This is a genomic window from Paracoccus sulfuroxidans (genome assembly GCF_007830335.1).
GTDB lineage: Bacteria > Pseudomonadota > Alphaproteobacteria > Rhodobacterales > Rhodobacteraceae > Paracoccus > Paracoccus sulfuroxidans.
Window position 1 is genome coordinate 300962 of record NZ_VLKU01000004.1, and the last position, 19838, is coordinate 320799.

At 66.8% G+C, this 19838-nt stretch carries 16 protein-coding genes; 15 read left to right on the forward strand and 1 reads right to left on the reverse strand.

Annotation, left to right across the window (positions count from 1 at the left end):
• Positions 1-3 precede the first annotated feature (3 nt).
• The 7 genes from IQ24_RS08595 (at position 4) to IQ24_RS08625 (ending at position 9384) form a co-directional block, all read left to right on the forward strand.
• A complete protein-coding gene (locus IQ24_RS08595; protein ID WP_145397507.1) occupies positions 4-1197 on the forward strand; it encodes an amidohydrolase family protein in 1194 nt (397 codons plus the stop codon).
• Positions 1194-2717 (forward strand): amidohydrolase family protein, encoded by a 1524-nt coding sequence (locus IQ24_RS08600; protein ID WP_145397508.1) that lies wholly within the window; start codon positions 1194-1196, stop codon positions 2715-2717. Before IQ24_RS08595 ends, IQ24_RS08600 begins: the two co-directional genes overlap by 4 nt.
• The gene (locus IQ24_RS08605; protein ID WP_145397510.1) at positions 2710-3726 is read left to right on the forward strand and encodes an ABC transporter ATP-binding protein; all 1017 of its coding nucleotides are present in this window, start codon (positions 2710-2712) and stop codon (positions 3724-3726) included. The genes IQ24_RS08600 and IQ24_RS08605 overlap by 8 nt, the downstream gene beginning before the upstream one ends.
• Positions 3723-4685 (forward strand): ABC transporter ATP-binding protein, encoded by a 963-nt coding sequence (locus tag IQ24_RS08610; RefSeq protein ID WP_145397512.1) that lies wholly within the window; start codon positions 3723-3725, stop codon positions 4683-4685. The genes IQ24_RS08605 and IQ24_RS08610 overlap by 4 nt, the downstream gene beginning before the upstream one ends.
• Positions 4686-4789: 104 nt before the next feature.
• Positions 4790-6352: an ABC transporter substrate-binding protein gene (locus IQ24_RS08615; RefSeq protein WP_145397513.1), complete on the forward strand. Its 1563-nt coding sequence runs from the start codon at positions 4790-4792 to the stop codon at positions 6350-6352.
• A gap of 67 nt (positions 6353-6419) precedes the next feature.
• On the forward strand, positions 6420-7901 hold the full coding sequence (locus IQ24_RS08620) for a chlorohydrolase family protein (RefSeq protein WP_145397515.1): 1482 nt from the start codon (positions 6420-6422) through the stop codon (positions 7899-7901).
• Positions 7902-7917: 16 nt separating this feature from the next.
• Entirely contained in the window at positions 7918-9384 is a 1467-nt protein-coding gene (locus IQ24_RS08625) for an amidohydrolase family protein (protein WP_145397517.1), read from the forward strand.
• Here the strand turns inward: IQ24_RS08625 and IQ24_RS08630 are convergent.
• Positions 9339-10346: a LysR family transcriptional regulator gene (locus tag IQ24_RS08630; RefSeq protein WP_145397519.1), complete on the reverse strand. Its 1008-nt coding sequence runs from the start codon at positions 10344-10346 to the stop codon at positions 9339-9341. The genes IQ24_RS08625 and IQ24_RS08630 overlap by 46 nt on opposite strands.
• A gap of 221 nt (positions 10347-10567) precedes the next feature.
• Between IQ24_RS08630 and araD1 the strand changes: the two genes are divergently transcribed.
• From araD1 to IQ24_RS08670, 8 genes are all read left to right on the forward strand, one after another.
• A complete protein-coding gene (gene araD1, locus IQ24_RS08635) occupies positions 10568-11557 on the forward strand; it encodes an AraD1 family protein (protein WP_145397521.1) in 990 nt (329 codons plus the stop codon).
• A gap of 12 nt (positions 11558-11569) precedes the next feature.
• The gene (gene araD, locus IQ24_RS08640) at positions 11570-13312 is read left to right on the forward strand and encodes an L-arabinonate dehydratase (protein ID WP_145397523.1); all 1743 of its coding nucleotides are present in this window, start codon (positions 11570-11572) and stop codon (positions 13310-13312) included.
• Positions 13312-14223 carry a Gfo/Idh/MocA family protein gene (locus IQ24_RS08645; protein ID WP_145397525.1) on the forward strand — a complete coding sequence of 304 codons (912 nt, stop codon included), beginning with the start codon at positions 13312-13314 and terminating at the stop codon, positions 14221-14223. Before araD ends, IQ24_RS08645 begins: the two co-directional genes overlap by 1 nt.
• 117 nt (positions 14224-14340) lie before the next feature.
• Positions 14341-15300 carry a galactofuranose ABC transporter, galactofuranose-binding protein YtfQ gene (gene ytfQ / locus IQ24_RS08650; protein ID WP_145397526.1) on the forward strand — a complete coding sequence of 320 codons (960 nt, stop codon included), beginning with the start codon at positions 14341-14343 and terminating at the stop codon, positions 15298-15300.
• Between the two features lie 69 nt (positions 15301-15369).
• Positions 15370-16890 carry a sugar ABC transporter ATP-binding protein gene (locus tag IQ24_RS08655; RefSeq protein ID WP_145397528.1) on the forward strand — a complete coding sequence of 507 codons (1521 nt, stop codon included), beginning with the start codon at positions 15370-15372 and terminating at the stop codon, positions 16888-16890.
• Positions 16890-17906 (forward strand): ABC transporter permease, encoded by a 1017-nt coding sequence (locus IQ24_RS08660; protein ID WP_145397530.1) that lies wholly within the window; start codon positions 16890-16892, stop codon positions 17904-17906. The genes IQ24_RS08655 and IQ24_RS08660 overlap by 1 nt, the downstream gene beginning before the upstream one ends.
• Positions 17903-18874 carry a galactofuranose ABC transporter, permease protein YjfF gene (gene yjfF, locus IQ24_RS08665; RefSeq protein ID WP_145397531.1) on the forward strand — a complete coding sequence of 324 codons (972 nt, stop codon included), beginning with the start codon at positions 17903-17905 and terminating at the stop codon, positions 18872-18874. The genes IQ24_RS08660 and yjfF overlap by 4 nt, the downstream gene beginning before the upstream one ends.
• A gap of 137 nt (positions 18875-19011) precedes the next feature.
• Positions 19012-19800, forward strand: coding sequence for a TSUP family transporter (locus IQ24_RS08670; protein WP_199756526.1), 789 nt, complete (start codon positions 19012-19014; stop codon positions 19798-19800).
• Positions 19801-19838: the final 38 nt, after the last annotated feature.

A 19838-nucleotide genomic window follows, 5' to 3' on the forward strand; every position in this document is an offset into this window, starting at 1 on the left:
GCGATGAGCAATCTGATCCTGCGCAATGTCCGCCCCTATGGCGAGGCGGCGACCGACCTTCTGATCCGGGATGGCGTCATTGCCGAAACCGGCACCATCGCCGACCAGCCCGGCATCGCCGTCGAGGACGGGCAGGGCGCGATCCTGTGGCCGGGCCTAATCGACGCGCATACGCATCTGGACAAGACCACCTGGGGCATGGGCTGGCACGAGAACAACCGTGCCGCCGTCCTGCGCGAGCGCATCGATTATGAGCGCGAGATGCGGCTGGAGCTGGGCATGGACCCGCACCGCCAGTCGATGCGCCACGCCATCGGCCTTGCCGCCCATGGCGCGACCCATATCCGCAGCCATGTCGACATCGACACCACCCACGGGCTGCGTCTGGTCGAGGGCGTGCAGCAGACGCGCGAAAAGCTGCGCGGCATCATCGACATCGAGATCGTGGCCTTCCCGCAATCCGGCCTCATGGTCATGCCCGGCACGCTGGAGCTGCTGGATGAGGCGCTGGCCAATGGCTGCGAGGTGCTGGGCGGCATCGACCCCTGCGGCATCGACCGCGACCCGAAGGGCCAGCTGGATGCGCTGTTCGCCCTGGCGGGCAAGCATGGCGTGCCGATCGACATTCACCTGCACGAAGCGGGCGAACTTGGCGCCTTCACCATGGAGATGATCTTCGAGCGGGTCCGCGCCACCGGCATGCAGGGCAAATTCGTCATCAGCCACGCCTTCGCGCTTGGCATGAATGATGAGCTGCGCGTGGCCCGGCTGGTCGAAGAGATCGCCGAACTCGACATCGGCATCGCCACCACCGGCGCGCCCTCGGCCACCGTACCCTCGGCCCGGCGGCTGAAGGCGGCGGGTGTGCGCCTTGGCGCGGGCTGCGACGGCATCCGCGACACCTGGGGGCCCTGGGGCCTGCCCGACATGATGGACCGCGCCCGCATCATCGGCATGAAGAACGGCGTCCGCTCGGACCACGAGCTGCGCCACATGCTGGAGATCGTCAGCCAGGGCGGGGCCGATCTGATGCGGCTCGATGGCTATGGCATCGCGCCGGGCTGCAAGGCCGATTTCACTCTGCTGCGTGGGCAGACCGTCGGCCATGCCGTCGTTCAGCCCGCCCTGCCGCCGCTGGTCGTCAAGGCCGGCAAGATCATCGCCCGCGAGGGCCATTGCATCGTGGACATGCCATGACCAAGACCAATCCCGCCCGTCAGGCGCTTGCCGATCTGGAAATGGGCGCGCGCCCCTCGGGCCGCACGCTGCTGACCGCCGACTGGGTGCTGGCGCATGAAGATGGCGGCCATGTCCTGCTGCGCAAGGGCGAAGTGGTGATCGAGGGCGGCGCGGTCGTCTTCACCGGCCACGGCTTTCAGGGCGAGGTCGCCCGCCGGATCGATTTCGGCGCGGCGCTGATTTCGCCCGGTCTGGTCGATCTGGACGCGCTGTCGGATCTGGACACCACCATTCTGGGCATCGACCATTTCCCCTCGTGGAAGAAGGGCCGCGTCTGGCCGCTGTCTTACGTCGAGCGTGGCCCCTATGAGATGTACACGCCCGAGGAACTGGCGTTCCAGAAGCGCTTCGCCTTTGGTCAGCTGCTTCTGAACGGCATCACCACCGCCGCGCCCATCGCCTCGCTTTTCTATCGCGAATGGGCCGAGACGGTCGCCGAATTCGACGCGGCCGCCGATGCGGCGGGCGATCTGGGCCTGCGCGTCTTCCTGTCGCCCGCCTATCGCTCGGGCGGGATGGTGCTGCATGCGCCGGGCGACATGCGCGCCCATTTCGATGAGCCGCGCGGTCTGGAAGGGCTTAACGCTGCGGCGGAATACATCGCCCGCCAGCAGGGCCGTTTCGACGGGTTGGTGCAGGGCATGTTCGCGCCCGACCGGGTCGAGACCGCGACGGCGGGCCTGTTGCGCGCCACCATGGCGCGGGCCGAGGAACTGGACGTCAAGGTTCGCCTGCATATGGCGCAGGGCACGATGGAGGTCGACACGGTGCGCGCCCTTCACGGCAGCACCGCGCCGGTCTGGCTGGCCAGGGAAGGTCTGCTGAACAACCGCCTGATCGCCCCGCACGCGACCGAGGCGACCGATGAGGATTTGGCGCTTTACGCGCAGCATGGCGTCTCGGTCGTGCATTGCCCGCTGGTTTCGGGGCGCAGTGGCGGCAGCCTCGACAGCTTCTCGAAGCTGAAGGGTCTGGGCATCAACATCGCCATGGGCACGGATACGACGCCTCCCGACATGCTGATGAACCTGCTGGTCGGGCTGATCACCTGCCGGATGAACGACGGCTGCCCCGACCGGGTCATGGCGCGCGATTTCTTCGACGCGGCGACCCTGGGTGGCGCGCAGGCGCTTGGCCGCGACGATCTGGGCCGACTGGCGCCGGGCGCGCGGGCCGATATCGCCGTCTTCGGGCTGGACGATCTCTACATGGCGCCCTCGATCGACCCGATCACCACGCTGGTCACCGGCGGCTCGGGCAAGGTCACGCAGGCGGTGATCGTCGATGGCCGCCTGTCGATGCGCTTTGGCGAGGTCGCGGGCATCGACATGGCTGCCGCGCGCAATCAGGCGCAGGCCCAGTTCGACCGGCTGATCGCCCAATATCCCGCCCGCACCTGGGATCACCCCCCGGTCGAGCAGATTTTCCCGCCCAGCTACCCCATGCGTCAGCCCCAGCCGGAGAACGTCGATGGATGATCCTTCCCGTATTGTTCAGGCCAAGGCCGATCCCGGCCACAACTGTCTTGAGGTGCGCAACCTCGTCGTCGAATTCCCCAACCGCCACGGCACGCTGAGGGCGCTGGACGATGTTTCGCTGTCGATCCGCCCCGGCGAGATCCTGGGCGTCGTGGGCGAATCCGGTGCGGGCAAGTCGATGACTGGTCTTGCCATTCAGGGCCTCTTGGAGCGGCCGGGCCGCATCGCCTCGGGCGAGGTCTGGCTGGAGGGGCGGCGCATCGACGGGCTCAGCGACCGGCAGATGGAAAAGATCCGCGGCAAGGAAATCGGCGCGATCTTTCAGGACCCGCTGACCTCGCTGAACCCGTTGTTCTCGGTCGGCGCGCAGCTTGTGGAAACCATCCGCCAGCACATGCCCGAACTGGGCAAGGCCGCCGCGCGCGGTCGCGCCATCGCGCTTTTGAAAGAGGTGGGCATCCCCGCCCCGGAAGAGCGTGTCGACCATTTCCCGCACCAGTTCTCGGGCGGGATGCGGCAGCGCGTGGTGATTGCGCTGGCCTTGGCGGTGAACCCGCGCCTGATCATCGCCGATGAGCCGACGACGGCGCTGGATGTCTCGATCCAGGCGCAGATCACCGGGCTTTTGCGCCGCCTTTGCAAGGAACATGGCACGGCGGTCATGCTGGTGACGCATGACATGGGCGTCATCGCCGAGACCGCCGACCGCGTCGCGGTGATGTATGCGGGCCGCCTGATCGAGATCGGCCCGGTCGAGACCGTGCTGAAATCCCCCGCCCATCCCTATACGCGCGGGCTGATGGCCTCGATCCCGGCGCTTGGCGCGCGGGTCGAGCATCTGCACCAGATCGACGGCGCGATGCCGCGCCTGAACGCCATCCCGCCCGGTTGCGCCTTCAACCCGCGCTGCGCCGCTGCCGGTCCGCGCTGCCGCCGCGATGAGCCCGCGCTTGCGCCCGTGGGGCAGGGCGCGGCCGCTTGCTGGCTTCATGAAGGAGGAGTGGCATGACCACCGCCCGCACCACCGCGCTTGAGGTCACGAACCTTGACCGCACCTTCGACGTCTCGCCGCCCTTTCTGAACCGGGTGCTTTACGGCCAGAAGCGGCGCCACCTGCATGCGGTCAGCGACGTGAGTTTCAGCGTGCCCGCAGGCGGCTGCATGAGCCTTGTGGGCGAATCCGGCTGCGGCAAGTCGACCGTCGCCCGACTGGTCACCGGCATCTATGCACCCACGGCGGGCGAGATCCGCTTTGCCCCGGGCAAGTCGGGCGCGCCCCTTTCGGCGCAGATGATCTTTCAGGACCCCTATGCCAGCCTGAACCCGCGCTGGCGGGTCAAGAACATCATCGCCGAGCCGCTGCGCGAGCTGAAGCTGCGCGCGACCGAGGCCGAGATTCAGGACCGCGTCGCCGAGCTTCTGGGCATCGTCGGCCTCAATGCCGCCGATGGTGCGAAGTTCCCGCATGAGTTTTCGGGCGGGCAGCGGCAGCGCATCTCGATCGCGCGGGCGCTGGCGTCAGAACCCGAGTTTCTGGTCTGTGATGAGCCGACCAGCGCGCTGGACGTCTCGGTCCAGGCGCAGATCCTGAACCTGATGCGCAAGCTGCAGGATGAGCTGGGCCTGACCTATCTGTTCATCAGCCATGACCTGTCGGTCGTGCGCCACATGTCCGACCGGATCGCGGTCATGTATCTGGGTCGCATCGTCGAGGAAGCCGCGACCGAGACGCTGTTTGCCGACCCCAAGCACCCCTATACGCGGCTGCTTTTGCAGACGATCCCGAATGTGAACGACCCCCAACGCGACCGCGTGGCCGCCGAGGGCGAGGTGCCAAGCCCGCTGAACCCGCCCTCGGGCTGCACCTTCCACACCCGCTGCCCGCTGGCCACCGACCAGTGCAAGGCGCAGCGCCCCGAACTTGTCGAAAAGGCCGATGGCGCCCGCGTCGCCTGCCATTTCGCCTAGATCCACGCCCAGATCCGGGGGCGAGAAGGCCCCGGTCCACGCCTGACCGACCGGACCCCGAAGGGCCGGCCGTCCCCCAACACGCAAAAACGCAGGAGAGGTTAATGTCCATCGTCACGAAACTTGCAGCGACGCTTGCACTGTCCGTCAGCGCCTTCGCCGCCCAGGCCGAAACGGTCAAATGGGCCTCGCGCGCCGATATCTATTCGCTCGATCCGAACTCGATCCCCTCGACGTCGAACCTGGCGTTCCTGAACCACATCTATGAAGGGCTCGTGCGTTACGACAAGACCTTCGGGCTGGAACCGGCGCTGGCGACCGAGTGGGAGCTGATCGACAACAAGTTCTGGCGCTTCAAGCTGCGCGAGGGCGTCAAGTTCCACGATGGCGCGGATTTCACCGCCGATGACGTGGTGGCCTCGTTCAACCGCGCGGGCGACGAATCGTCGCCCCTGAAGGGCAACATGCCGCTTTATGAAGGCGTGCGGAAGATCGACGATCACACGGTCGAGATCGACGTCTCCTCGCCCTCGTCGCTGTTTCTGAACGACATCACCAATATCTTCATCTTCGACGCGGGCTGGCTGAAGGACAACAACACCGAAACGCCGACCCGCTATGATGAAGGCGTCGAGGGGTTCGCGACCAGCAACACCAACGGCACCGGCCCCTTCAAGCTGGAAAGCCGCAAACCCGATTCGATGACCGTGCTGACCGTCAACGAAGGCTGGTGGGATGAGCGCAAGCACAATGTCGACCGGCTGGAATTCATCCCGATCACCTCGGCCGCGACCCGCGTGGCGGCGCTTCTGTCGGGTGAGGTCGATCTGATCGACAGCGCGCCCATTCAGGACCTTGACCGGCTGAAGGCCGATCCGAACATCAAGGTCAACGCCCTGACCGAATTGCGCACCGTTTTCGTGGCCTTCAACCGCCGCGAAAAGCTGCCGAGCGGGGCTGAAAACCCGTTCAACGACATCCGCGTGCGTCAGGCGTTTGAGCTGGCGATTGACCGTGACATGATCAACCAGCGCGTGATGCGCGGGCTGGCGCGTCCCTCGGGCTCGCTGATCGCGCCCGATATCGCGGGCTATTCGGCCGAGCTTGACACCTATCAGCCCGCCGATGCGGAAAAGGCGCGCGCGCTGCTGGCCGAAGCGGGTCAAGAGGGACTGGCCTTCACCTATACCTGTAACAACGACGAAAGCATCAACGAGGAAGACTGGTGCCAGGCCGTTGCCAACCTGCTGAGCCGCGCAGGCTTCCAGCCCTCGATCGACATGGGCCCGCGCGCGGTGCAGTCGCCCAAACGCTCGAAAGGCGAAACCGAGGTCTTCAACCTCAGCTGGGCGAATGAGCCGACGCTGGACGCCTTCTCGCTGCTGTCGCAGGTGCTGGCCACCAAGGAAGACACCTATGGCGTCTCGAACTATGGCGGCTGGTCGGTTCCGGCACTGGACGAGCTGGTCCGTCAGGCGGCGGATGCCACCGACCCGGCCGAGCGTCTGAAGCTGGAAGGCGAAGCGCTGAAGATCGCCAAGGATGAGGTTCTGGCGATCCCGCTGCATCAGCAGCCGATTGCATGGGCCACGACCCAGAAGATCGAGTCGCTGGACCTGCGCGCCGACAACAAGCCGCGTCACTGGTTCACCGTCGTCGGCAAGTAAGACCCATCAAAAGGCGCCGCCCCTGCCTGTGGCGGGGGCGGCGCTGTCATGTCCGGGGAGGGGGCAGATGACGCAGATTGAACTGGGTACGCTGGAACTGGGCGCGCGTCCCAAGGGCCGCACCCTGCTGACCGCCGACTGGCTGCTGGCGCATCAGGACGGCCACCACGTCCTGCACCGCCGGGGCGAGCTGGTGATCGAGGGGCGTCACGTCCTTTACGCCGGGCCCCGGTTTGAAGGCGAGGTCGCGCGCCGCATCGATCTGGGCGCGGCGCTGATCTCTCCGGGGTTGATCGACCTCGACGCGCTCTCGGATCTTGATACCTACAGCCTTGTGCTGGACAACCAGCCCGGCTGGTCGCGTGGCCGCATCCTGCCCCAGACCTATCTCGCGCGCGGCCCCTATGAGATGTACAGCCCGCAGGAACTGGCCTTCCAGAAGCGCTTTTCCTTCGCGACCTTGCTCTTGAACGGCATCACCACGGCGCTGCCCATCGCCTCGCTTTACTATCGCGAATGGGCCGAGACCGTGCCCGAATTCGATGCTGCCGCCGATGCCGCCGCCGATCTGGGGCTGCGGGTGTTTCTGGGCCCGGCCTACCGTTCAGGCGGGGCGATGGTCGATGCGGCGGGCGCGTTTCACATGTATTTCGACGAGGCGCGCGGCTTTCAGGGGCTGCAGGACGCCTGCGACTTCATCCGCCGCCGCGCAGGTGATGCGGGCGGGCTGATCAACGGCTTGCTGGCCCCCGACCGGGTCGAGACGAACACCCCCGAACTGATGCGCGCCACTATGGCCGCCGCCGAGGATCTGGACGTGCCCGTCCGCCTGCACATGTCGCAAGGCAAGTTTGAATTGCAGATGATGCAGCGCCTGCACGGGCGCACGGCCGCGCGCTGGCTGACTGATCTGCGGGCGTTCAATCGCCGCCTGATCGCCCCGCACGGCACCCATGCGACCGACGATGATATCGCGCTTTACGCCGAGCATGGCGTCAGCATCGCGCATTCACCGCTGGTTTCGGCCCGGATGGGGTCGGTGCTGGCGTCCTTCGCCTCGATCCGGGAACGCGGGGTGAATATCGGCATGGCGACCGATACCGCGCCGCCCGATATGTGGATGAACATGCTGGCCGGGCTGATCGCCTGCCGCATCGCAGAGGGCCGGTCGGATGCCGCCTTCAGCGCCGATTTCTTTAACGCCGCCACTTTGGGTGGTGCGCAGGCGCTGAACCGGCCCGATCTGGGGCGGTTGCAGGCGGGCGCGCTGGCCGATGTGGCGATCTTCCGGCTGGACGATCCGCATATGGTGCCGACGGTCGATCCGGTGACGACGCTGGTTCTGGGCGGCAATGGCAAGGCGACGCAGGCGGTGTTTGTCGACGGGCGGCTTTCCATGCGCGCGGGCCAGGTTGCGGGCATGGATATGGTCGCCGCCCGTGCGCAGGCGCAGGCCCAGTTTGACGGGCTGGTCGCCAAATACCCCGACCGCAGCTTTGAACACCCCCCGGTCGAGGCGCTGTTTCGCCCCTCGTTCCCGGTTCTCTGACCCTGAAGGAGCCCCCATGTCCGCGACCATCCTGACCAATGCGACCATCATCACGATGGACCCCGCCCGCCGCATCATCGAAGGCGGCGCGGTCCGCGTTGTCGGCGACCGCATTGCCGCCGTTGGCCCCGCCGACACGCTGCGCCCCGAGCCGGGCGACAAGGTGATCGACTGCACCGGGCGGCTGGTCATTCCGGGCCTGATCGACGCGCATGGCCATGCGGGGCATTGCCTGATCCGGGGCATCGGCGCGGACACCAGCCCCCTCTGGATGAAGATTGTGACGCCGCTTTACTGGCATTTCACCACGCCCGAGTTCTGGGCGGCCGAGGGCATGGTCTCGGGGCTGGAACGCCTGCGGGCGGGGGTGACGACGGGGGTCAGCATCATCACCTCGATGCCGCGCAGCGACGATCCGCGCATGGCGGTGGCCCATGCCGGGGCCTACGACCGCATCGGGTTGCGAGAGATCATCTGCACCGGCCCCGCGGGCCTGCCCTGGCCGCGCCCGGCAACGCAATGGACGGATGGCGTGCCGACCCGCCGCAGCATCAGCTTTGCCGAGATGATGGAGGGGGCCGAGGCCGCCATTCAGACGCTGGACGGCAGCGCCGATGGCCGGATCAAGGTCTATCTGACGCCCTTCACCATCGTGCCCTCGATCGATCCCTCGAACATCTCGACGCCCGATCAGGCGGTCAGCCTGACGGCGGATGACCGCATGCACGCCCGCGCGGTGCGGGAACTGGCGCGCAAGCATGGGGTGCGCCTGCATTCCGACGCGTTTGCGGGCCATATCCGGCTGGCCGCGCAGGATCGCGAAAACGCCCTGCTGGGCCCTGACATCCACCTGCAGCATTGCTGGGGCATCTCTCCGCTGGAAGTCGAGATTCTGGCCGAGTCCGGCACCGCCGTCACCCATGCCCCGCCCGGACGTTCGACCCCGGTGATCGAGATGATGGGGCGCGGCATCAATGTCGCCGTGACGACGGACGGGACCGCGCCCAACCGTTTCTTCGACCTTTTCCAGACCGCGCGCCTGTTCCAGTCGGTTCAGCATGTGCTGCGGGGTCATGACCGCTATTACCTGCCGCCGGGCAAGGTGCTGGAGATGATCACCATCGACGCCGCACGCGCGCTTGGGCTGGATCACGAGATTGGCTCGCTTGAGCCCGGCAAGAAGGCCGATCTGGCGGTGATCGACATGCGCGCCCCGCATCTGACGCCCGACTGGCAGCCGGTGCATCGGCTGATCAATCAGGCGGTCGGCTCGGATGTGGAAACGGTGATGGTCGACGGCAAGGTCATTCTGGACCAGCGCCGCGTGGTGAATGTCGACGAACCCGCCGCTTTGGCCGAGGGCAACCGCCTCGCCCGCGAACTGGTCGCCAGCGCCGGGATGGAGGCGCATTTGCGCGACCCCGGCTGGGGCCAGCTTTACCGCAGCTTCGACGCGCCGGTCAGCCTGCCCGACTGGGACTGACCGGCAGCGCCGCCCGAATGCTCCAGCGGCTCGGCCCCGATCAGGGTGACCAGCTTTTCACGCAGGGCCTGCGCCAGCGGCGACAGCGGTCGCCGCTTCAGCGCCAGCATGTAATAGCGCGAGACGCGGATATCCTGCGCCATCGGCAGCACCACGAAACCCGCGCCGACCGGCGGGCGGATCAGCAGTTCCGCCACCTCATCCGACAGGGGCGCGATGGCATCGGTCTGCGAGAGGTACGCCAGCGTCAGCAGGGTCGAGGGGCTTTGCACGATATTCGTGGGCTCGCTGAGCCCGACGGCGGCAAAGGCCGCCATCGCGGCCTCTCGGATCGGGGCGCCGCGCTGCTGCATGATCCATTCCTGCCCCTGCACCTCGGTCAGCGTGACGACCGATGCACGCGCCAGCGGATGCGAGGCGCGGGCCAGAAACGCCACTTTTTCATCGCGCATCGGCAGGATCGAGAAATCGCGGCTGTCGAATTCCGGCAGGATGCGGGCCAGCACGAAATCCATCTCTCCGGCCAGAAGATGCGTCAAGAGATCGCGTGAGGGCAGCACGTCCAGCGTGATATCGGCGGACCGCGCCTCTTCCTTGATCTGGCGCACGGCGGTCACCAGATAGCGCACCGCCGGGCCGGTCACCGCGCCCACGCGGACCGCGCCGCCCAGACCTTCGCGCATATGGGCAAGCTCGGTCGTCATGCTGGTCATCTCGCGCAGGATGGCGCGGGCGCGGCGCAACACGGCATGCCCGGCCTCGGTCGGCTCCATCCCGCGCGGCTGGCGCAGAAACAGGGTCGCGCCCAGTTGACGCTCGGTCTCGGCCAGCATGCGCGAGGCGGCGGGCTGGGTCATGCCCACGGCGGCGGCGGCCAGTTGCAGCTGCCCGTATTCGGCAATCTCGTTCAGAAGCCGCAGTTGCGCGGGCTTCAGCAACATGCGGGCGGTCAGGTTCTGCATGACAATTCCGGTATGCTAATTGTGTCAGATGTAATTTTACCAGCATGTGCGCGCAAAGCTAGTCTGACCGCGACCGCTGCTGCGGCAGGGCCCGAAAAGGGTGCGTCCAGCGGATCGGTGAAACGGGGGGAAGTCGGCAAGGCCATGCCTGCATCCTGCGGTCCGGGCAACGGGCGGCGGGCAGGCCGGGTCCCGACACGCATCGCAAGAAAGGCAATGACATGTTCCTGTCGCAAATCCGGCTTTCCGATGGGGCGCGTGCCGTTGTCATGCGCGAGGGCGAGACCGCCCATACCGTACCCGGCGTCACCACCACGCTGGAGCTGGCCCATGCCGCGATTGCCGCAGGCCGGTCGCTTGCGGCCGAGGTCGCGCATCGCGGGCAGGGCGTGCCCGTCGATCTGGCCGCCGCGCTGGCCGAGGGGCGCGTGCTGCTGCCGGTCGATCACCAGGACCCCGCGCATATGCATCTGACGGGCACGGGGCTGACGCATCTGGGCTCGGCCTCGACCCGCAATTCGATGCATGCCAAGGCCGATCCCGAGACGCTGACCGACAGCATGAAGATGTTCCGCATGGGGCTGGAGGGCGGCAAGCCCGCCGGCGGCGAAATCGGCGTGCAGCCCGAATGGTTCTGGAAGGGCAATGGAGCCAATGCCGCGGGGCCGGGTGCGCCCCTGATCTCGCCCGGCTGTGCGCTGGACGCGGGCGAAGAGCCCGAAATCGCCGGGATCTATCTGATCGGCCCCGATGGCACGCCCTGGCGGCTGGGCTTTGCGCTGGCCAATGAGTTTTCCGACCATGTGACCGAGCGTGGCAACTACCTGTGGCTGGCCCATTCCAAGCTGCGCCCGGCCAGCTTCGGCCCCGAGATGCTGCTGGGCCCCTTGCCCGATCATGTCGAGGGCACGAGCCGCATCCTGCGGGATGGTGAGGTGATCTGGGAAAAGCCGTTCCTCTCGGGCGAGGCGAACATGTCGCACACGCTGGCGAACCTGGAAAACCACCATTTCAAATATGACCTCTTCCGCCAGCCGGGCGATGTGCATGTGCATTTCTTCGGCACCGCCACGCTGTCCTTCGCCGATGGCATCCGCACGCAGCAGGGCGATGTCTTCCAGCTGGAATGCGCGGCCCTTGGGCTGCCGCTGTCGAACCCTCTGGACCAGCAGGCCGCCAGCGCCGCGCCGGTTGCCGTGCAAAGCCTGTAACGGAGGCCACCCATGTCCTTTCGCCCCGCACCCTGGCCCCGCAAGCTGCGCTCGCAGCATTGGTATGGCGGCAATTCCCGCGACACGATCTATCATCGCGGCTGGCTGAAAAATCAGGGCTATCCGCATGACCTGTTCGATGGCCGCCCGGTCATCGGCATCCTGAACACCTGGTCGGACCTGACGCCCTGCAACGGGCATCTGCGCGAACTGGCTGAGAAGGTGAAGGCCGGGGTCTGGGAGGCGGGCGGCTTTCCCGTTGAAGTTCCCGTCTTTTCCGCCAGCGAGAACACCTATCGCCCGACCGCGATGATGTATCGCAACCTGGCCGCCATGGCGGTCGAGGAAGCCATGCGCGGCCAGCCCATCGACGGCGCGGTACTGCTGGTCGGCTGCGACAAGACCACGCCCAGCCTGCTGATGGGGGCGGCCTCGACCGATATTCCTTCAATCGTGGTGACCGGGGGCCCGATGCTCAACGGCTGGTTCCGGGGTGAGCGCATCGGCTCGGGCACGCATCTGTGGAAGTTCAGCGAGGCTGTGAAGGCCGGAGAGATGACGCAGGACGATTTCCTTGAGGCCGAGCAGGCGATGAGCCGCTCCTCGGGCACCTGCAACACGATGGGCACGGCCAGCACCATGGCCTCGATGGCCGAGGCGCTTGGCATGGCGCTGTCGGGCAATGCGGCGATCCCGGCGGTCGACAGCCGACGCCGGGTGATGGCGCAGATGACCGGGCGGCGCATCGTGCAGATGGTCAAGGACGATCTGAAGCCCAGCGATATCATGACGAAAGCGGCCTTCGAAAATGCGATCCGCACGAATGGCGCGATTGGCGGCTCGACCAATGCGGTGGTGCATCTGCTGGCGCTGGCGGGCCGGGTGGGCGTCGATCTGACGCTGGAGGATTGGGACCGGCTGGGCCGCGACGTGCCGACCATCGTGAACCTGATGCCCTCGGGCAAATATCTGATGGAAGAGTTCTTCTATGCCGGTGGCCTGCCCGTCGTGCTGAAACGTCTGGGCGAGGCGGGGCTTCTGAACCGGGACGCGCTGACCGTCTCGGGCGCGACGATCTGGGAGGAGGTCAGCGAGGCGCGGAACTGGAATGAGGAGGTCATCCTGCCCGCCGACCGCCCGTTGACCGAACATGGCGGTATCGCGGTGCTGCGCGGCAATCTGGCCCCCGACGGGGCGGTGCTGAAGCCCTCGGCCGCCAGCCCGCATCTGATGAAGCATCGCGGCCCCGCCGTCGTCTTCGAGGACATCGACGACTACAAGGCCCGCATCAATGATGACGCGCTGGAGATCGATGAAAACAGCGTCATGGTGCTGAAGAACTGTGGCCCGCGCGGCTATCCCGGCATGGCCGAGGTCGGCAATATGGGCCTGCCGCCCAAGGTGCTGAAGAAGGGCATCACCGATATGGTGCGCATCTCGGACGCGCGGATGTCGGGGACGGCTTACGGCACGGTGGTCCTGCACACCTCGCCCGAGGCGGCGCGGGGCGGCCCGCTGGCCATCGTGCGGACCGGCGACATGATCGAACTCGACGTCGAGGCCCGCCGCCTGCATCTGGACCTCTCGGATGCCGAGATCGCGGCGCGGCTGGCCGAATGGCGCAATCCCGTCGCGCCGCCCGCCAGCGGCTATGCCCGCATGTTCCACGACCATGTGCAGGGGGCCGATACCGGCGCTGACTTCGACTTTCTGGTCGGGCAGCGCGGCAGCGAGGTCGGAAAGGACAGCCATTGATGAAGATCGCCCTTGCAGGCATTGGCAAGATCGCGCTGGACCAGCATGTCCCGGCCATTGCGGCCAGCCGCGATTGGGAACTGGCGGCGACCGTCTCTCGTCACGGCAAGGTGCCGGGCGTGCCGGGTTTCGCCGATATGGCCGAGATGCTGGAGGCGTGCCCCGATGTGGCGGCGGTCTCGCTGTGTCTGCCGCCGGTGCCCCGGTTCGAGGCGGCCGCGGCGGCGCTGCGCGCAGGCTGCCATGTCATGCTGGAAAAGCCGCCCGGTGCCACGCTGGCCGAGGTCCATGCGCTGGCGGATCTGGCCCGCGCCGAAGGCGTCAGCCTGTTTGCCACCTGGCATTCGCGCGAGGCCGAGGCGGTGGCCGCCGCCTGCGCCTGGCTGGCGGACAAGACCATTCGCGAAGGCCGCATCATCTGGCGCGAGGATGTGCGCAAATGGCATCCCGGTCAGGACTGGATCTTCGAGGCGGGCGGCATGGGGGTCTTTGATCCGGGCATCAATGCGCTCTCGATCCTGACCCGCATCCTGCCCGTGCCGGTGCGCATCCTTTCGGCCGAACTGGACGTGCCTGCGAACCGTCAGGCCCCGATTGCGGCGCGGCTGCAACTGTCGCAGGGCATCACCGCCGATTTCGATTTCCGGCAGGAAGGCCCGCAGACCTGGGACATGGAATTCGACACCGATGCCGGTCCTATGGCGCTGCGCATGGGCGGCAACCTGTTGGAGATCGGCGGCGCGCCCGCAGGCGGCGAAAACTCGATCATGGGGGAATATCCGGCACTTTACGCGCGCATGGCGGAACTGGTGCGGCAGGGGGCCTCGGACGTCGATCTGGCGCCGATGGTGCTGGTCGCCGACGCTTTCACGCTGGGCCAGCGCCGCGAGGTCGCGGCCTTCGATTTCTAGACCTGCGCCGCCAGACGCCCAAGGCGCGGCGGCAGGACAGACCCGACCGGGGCGGCTTGCCCAACCCCGGTCACATCGCCGGGCAACGCCCCGGCACATACCCAGGGAGGAACTGGAATGACTGTCTCGAAACTTCTGACCACCGCCGCGGCGCTGGCCATCTCGGCCACGGCGGCCTTTGCCGATGGCAAGGTCATCGGCTTTTCGCAGATCGGCTCGGAATCGGGCTGGCGCGCGGCGGAAACCACGCTGACCAAAAGCCAGGCGGAAGAGCGCGGCTATCAGCTGCAATTCTCGGACGCGCAGCAAAAGCAGGAAAACCAGATCGCGGCGCTGCGCAGCTTCATCGCGCAGGGCGTCGACGCGATCCTGATCGCGCCGGTCGTCGCCACCGGCTGGGACGGCGTGCTGCAGGAAGCCAAAGAGGCCGAGATCCCGGTCGTTCTGCTGGACCGCATGGTCGACAGCGACAACGGCCTGTACCTGACCGCCGTCGGCTCGAACCTTGTGCATGAAGGCGAGGTTGCGGGCAAATGGCTGGCCGACACCGTGGGCGACAAGGATTGCCGCATCGTCGAATTGCAGGGCACCACCGGCTCCAGCCCCGCCATCGACCGCAAGAAGGGCTTCGAGCAGGGCATCGCGGGTCATGACAACCTGAAGATCGTGCAAAGCCAGACCGGCGACTTCACCCGCTCGCTGGGCAAGGAGGTCATGGAAAGCTTCATTCAGGCGGAAAACGGCGGCAAGGACATCTGCGCGCTTTACGCCCATAACGACGACATGGCGGTCGGTGCCATTCAGGCGATCAAGGAAGCCGGGCTGAAGCCGGGGACCGACATTCTGGTCGTCTCGATCGACGGCGTGCCGGACATCTTCAAGGCCATGGCGGATGGCGAGGCGAATGCCACGGTCGAACTGACCCCGAATATGGCGGGCCCGGCCTTCGACGCGCTGGAGGCCTATTGGAAGGACGGGACCGAGCCTGCGAAATTCCTGCAGACGGAATCGAAGCTGTTTACCCAGGCCGATGATCCGGCTGGCCAGTACGAGGCCCGCAAGGGTCTGGGCTACTGACATCGGGCGGCGCGGGCTTTGCCCCGCGCCCTCTTTCGCCACCCTGTCTTTCCCAAAGGACACCGGCAGATGCTGCTTTCCATTCGATCCCTGACCAAGGTCTTTCCCGGCACGCGGGCGCTGGACGGCGTCGATTTCGACCTGCGCGCGGGCGAGGTTCACGCGCTTCTGGGCGAAAACGGCGCGGGCAAGTCGACGCTGATCAAATGCCTGACCGGCGCCTATCAGCGCAGCGAGGGCACCATTTCGCTGGACGGGGTTGAGATCGCCCCGCGCTCGACCGTCGAGGCGCAGGATCTGGGCATCGGCACCGTCTATCAAGAGGTGAACCTGCTGCCGAACCTGACCGTCGCGCAGAACCTGCTGTTCGGACGCGAGCCGCGCCGCCTCGGCCTGATCGACGCCCGCGCGCTGCGCCGCGAGGCGCGCGAGATGCTGGCGCGCTATCGTCTGGACATCAATGTCGACCGCGATCTGGGCAGCTATTCCGTGGCCATCCAGCAGATCGTCGCCATCGCCCGCGCGGTCGAGCTGTCGGGCAAGGTGCTGATCCTGGACGAGCCGACCGCAAGTCTGGATGCGCGCGAGGTCGAGATGGTCTTCGACGCCGTGCGCTCGCTGCGCGACAAGGGGCTGGGGATCGTCTTCGTGTCGCATTTCCTCGATCAGGTCTTCGAGATTTCCGACCGCATCACCGTCTTGCGCAATGGCCGCTACGTCACCACCGCCGAGACCGCGACGCTGGACCGGGTGCGCCTGATCGAACATATGCTGGGCCGCACGCTGGCCGATGACGTGCTGCATTCGCCGCCGCCCGACCGGGGCCCGCGCCCTGCGATGCTGAGTTTCAAGGGCTATGGCCGCAAGGGCGTGATCGAGCCTTTCGACATGACCATCGGGCAGGGCGAGGTGCTGGGGCTGGCGGGGCTTCTGGGCTCGGGCCGGACCGAGACCGCCGAAGTCATGTTCGGCCTGCGCCCCGCCCAGACCGGAGAGGCGCGCGACACCAGCGGCCCGGTTTCGCTTGGCTCGCCCCGTGCGGCGATTGCGCAGGGCTTCGGTTTCGCGCCCGAGGATCGCAAGACCGACGGGATCGTCGCCGACCTCTCGATCCGCGAGAATATCATTCTGGGCATGCAGGCCCGACGCGGTTGGACGCGGCCCATCCCGCGCGCGGAACAGAACCGGCTGGCCGATGATTTCATCAAGCGGCTGGATATCCGCACCTCGGGCCGCGAAAAGCGCATCGGAGAGCTGTCGGGTGGCAACCAGCAGAAGGTCGTTCTGGCCCGCTGGCTGGCGATGAACCCGCGCTTCCTGATCCTGGATGAGCCGACGCGCGGCATCGATGTCGGCGCGCATGCCGAAATCCTGCGGCTGATCCATGAGCTGGTGGGGCAGGGGATGTCGCTGCTGGTGATTTCCTCGGAACTGGATGAGCTGATTGCGGTCTCGAACCGCGTCATCGTGCTGCGCGACCGCGCGCAGGTGGCGGAACTGACCGGCGCCGAGATCTCGGGTCAGGCGATCATGCGCGCCATCGCCACCCCCGGCGGCACGGCGGCTGAGACCATGGAGAGGGCGGGCTGATGGCGGAACTTCTACGCAGGCTGGCGCCGCAACTGATCGCGCTGGTCGTTCTGGTGGCGCTGGTCACCGTATTTTATCCGGGCTTTCTGTCGATCAGCACCAATGACGGGCGGCTGGTCGGGCCGCTGATCGACGTCTTGAAACGCAGCGCGCCGGTGGCGGTGCTGGCGGTCGGCATGACGCTGGTGATCGCGACCAAGGGGATCGACCTTTCGGTCGGCGCGACCATGGCGATCTGTGGCGCGGTCGCCGCCTATGCCATCGGCGCGGGCTTTGGCCTGCCCGCCGCCATCGCGATGGCGCTGGCCGCCGGGGCGGTTGCGGGTCTTTGGAACGGGGTTCTTGTGGCGGTGGTGGGCGTCCAGCCCTTTGTCGCCACGCTGATCCTGATGACCATGGGGCGCGGCGTCGCCCAGCTGATCACCGAGGGGCGCATCCTGACCTTCACCGATCCGGCCTTCGCCTATCTGGGCTCGGGGTCGTTTCTGGGGCTGCCGGTGCCGACATGGATCTGGCTGGCGGTCGCGCTTGGCACCATCCTTCTGATGCGGCGCACCGCCCTTGGCATGCTGATCGAGGCGGTGGGGATCAACCGCAGGGCCTCGGCGCTGGCGGGGGTGAATGCGACGGTGCTGCTGATCGCGGTCTATGTCGCGGCGGGGCTGTGCGCGGCGCTGGCGGGGATGATCGTCACCGCCGATATTCGTGGGGCCGATGCCAATAACGCGGGCCTGTGGCTGGAGCTGGACGCAATTTTGGCCGTGGTGATCGGCGGCAATTCCCTGCTGGGCGGGCGGTTCTCTATCGCGGCCTCGGTCCTTGGGGCGCTGATCATCCAGACCATCTCGATCGGGATCCGGCTGGCGGGTTTCCCCTCGGAATACAACCTCGTCATCAAGGCGGTGCTGGTGCTGGTCATTCTGGTCCTGCAATCGCCCCGCATCGCCAGCGAATGGCATTTCTGGCGGCAGGCGATCCGCCGCAAGCGCGAGGGCGCGGAAAGGACAGCCTCATGAATCTGCGCGCGCTGCCGCTTTACATCACCATCGCGATCTTTCTGGCGGCCTATGTCATCTGCTGGCTGCAGTTCCCGGCCATGCTGTCGACGCGGGTCATCGGCAATCTGCTGACCGACAACGCCTATCTGGGGATTGTCGCGGTGGGCATGACGCTGGTGATCCTGTCGGGCGGGATCGACCTGTCTGTGGGCGCGGTCATCGCCTTTTCCGGCGTCTTCATCGCGGTGCTGCTGCGCGACACTGGGCTGCACCCGCTGGTGGTCTTTGCCCTGCTGCTGGCGCTGACCACGGCGTTCGGCGCGGCGATGGGGTTCCTGATTGACCGGCTGGCGATGCCCGCCTTTATCGTCACGCTGGCGGGCATGTTTCTGGCGCGCGGCGCGGCCTATCTGCTGTCGATCGAATCCGTGCCGATCCAGCACCCGTTCTATCAAAGCCTGCAAAGCGCCTATTGGCTGATGCCGGGCAAGGGGCGGCTGACGCTGATCGGCGTGCTGATGCTGGCGACCTTCGCCCTGGGCATCGTGATCGCGCATAAGACCCGCTTTGGCGCCTCGGTCATGGCGCTTGGCGGGGGCGAGGCGACCGCGCGCCTGATGGGTGTGCGGCAGGGGCGCACGACCGTGCTGGTCTATGCGTTTTCGGGCGCGATGGCGGGGCTCTCGGGGATCGTGTTTTCGGTCTATACCGGCTCGGGCTATTCGCTGGCGACGGTCGGGACGGAACTGACCGCCATCGCCGCCGTCGTCATCGGCGGCACGCTGCTGACCGGGGGCTCGGGCTATATGTTCGGGACGCTGGTGGGCGTGCTGACCATGGGGCTGATCCAGACCTATATCGTCTTTGACGGCACGCTTTCGTCCTGGTGGACCAAGATCGTCATCGGCCTGCTGTTGCTGCTGTTCATCCTGCTGCAGAAGGGACTGCTGCGGCTGACGCAGAGCAGGTTGGCCGCCGCGCCATAGTCGGGGAAATCCGGCAATCTGCGGCTGGACCCGCCTGAGGGTCTGGCCCATACCGGCGCCATGACACGAATCCCGCGCCTTGCCCCCTGCCAGCCACCCGTCCCGGCTCTGCCGAAGCAAAGGTCGCAGGTCTCCCGATGATCGACAAAGTGATGGCATTTGCCAGCGGCGACATGCTGCTGCTGTGGGCGCTGGTGGGTTTCGCGGCCTGGCTGCAGACGCTGACCGGCTTTGCCTTCGGGCTGATCCTGATGGGCGGCGTCGGGGTCTTTGGCCTGATCCCGCTGCCCGAGGCGGCGATTCTGGGCAGCATCCTGACCATCCTGAACGGCGGGCTGGTCATCGGAAAAGAGTGGCGGCAGATCGACCGCCCGGCGCTGCGGCTGTTCCTGATCGCCAGCCCCTTCGGCCTGCTGATCGGCTATTTCGCGCTGCTGTGGCTGGCGGGAACGGCGGTCACCGTGCTGCAACTGGTGCTGGGGGTGGTGATCCTTCTCGCCTCGGTCCAGCTGATGCGCCGCCCGCAGGTGCAGTTCCGGCGCAGCGATCCGGGCTCGTTTCTGGTGACCGGGCTTTTGGGCGGCATCATGGGCGGGATGTTTTCCACCGGAGGCCCGCCCGTCATCTGGCAGATGTACCGCCAGCCGGTCGAGATCGCGACGATCCGCGCCACGCTGCTGTCGCTCTTCGTGCTGAACAGCGTCATGCGTCTGGGGCTGGTGCTGGGCACGACCGGCATTTCCGCCAGCACGCTGACGGCGACGCTGGGGGCCATGCCCTCGGTCGCGATTGGCACGATCATCGCGCATCGCCTGCCGCCGCCCCTGCCTCCGGCGGCGATGCGGCAGATGGCCTTCGGGCTGCTGTTCCTGTCGGGCGTGGCGCTGAGCCTGCCTGCGCTGCTGGCCATCCTGCAGGGCCGGTAAGGCCGCGCTCTCGGAGAGGTGATCACTTCATTTATGCA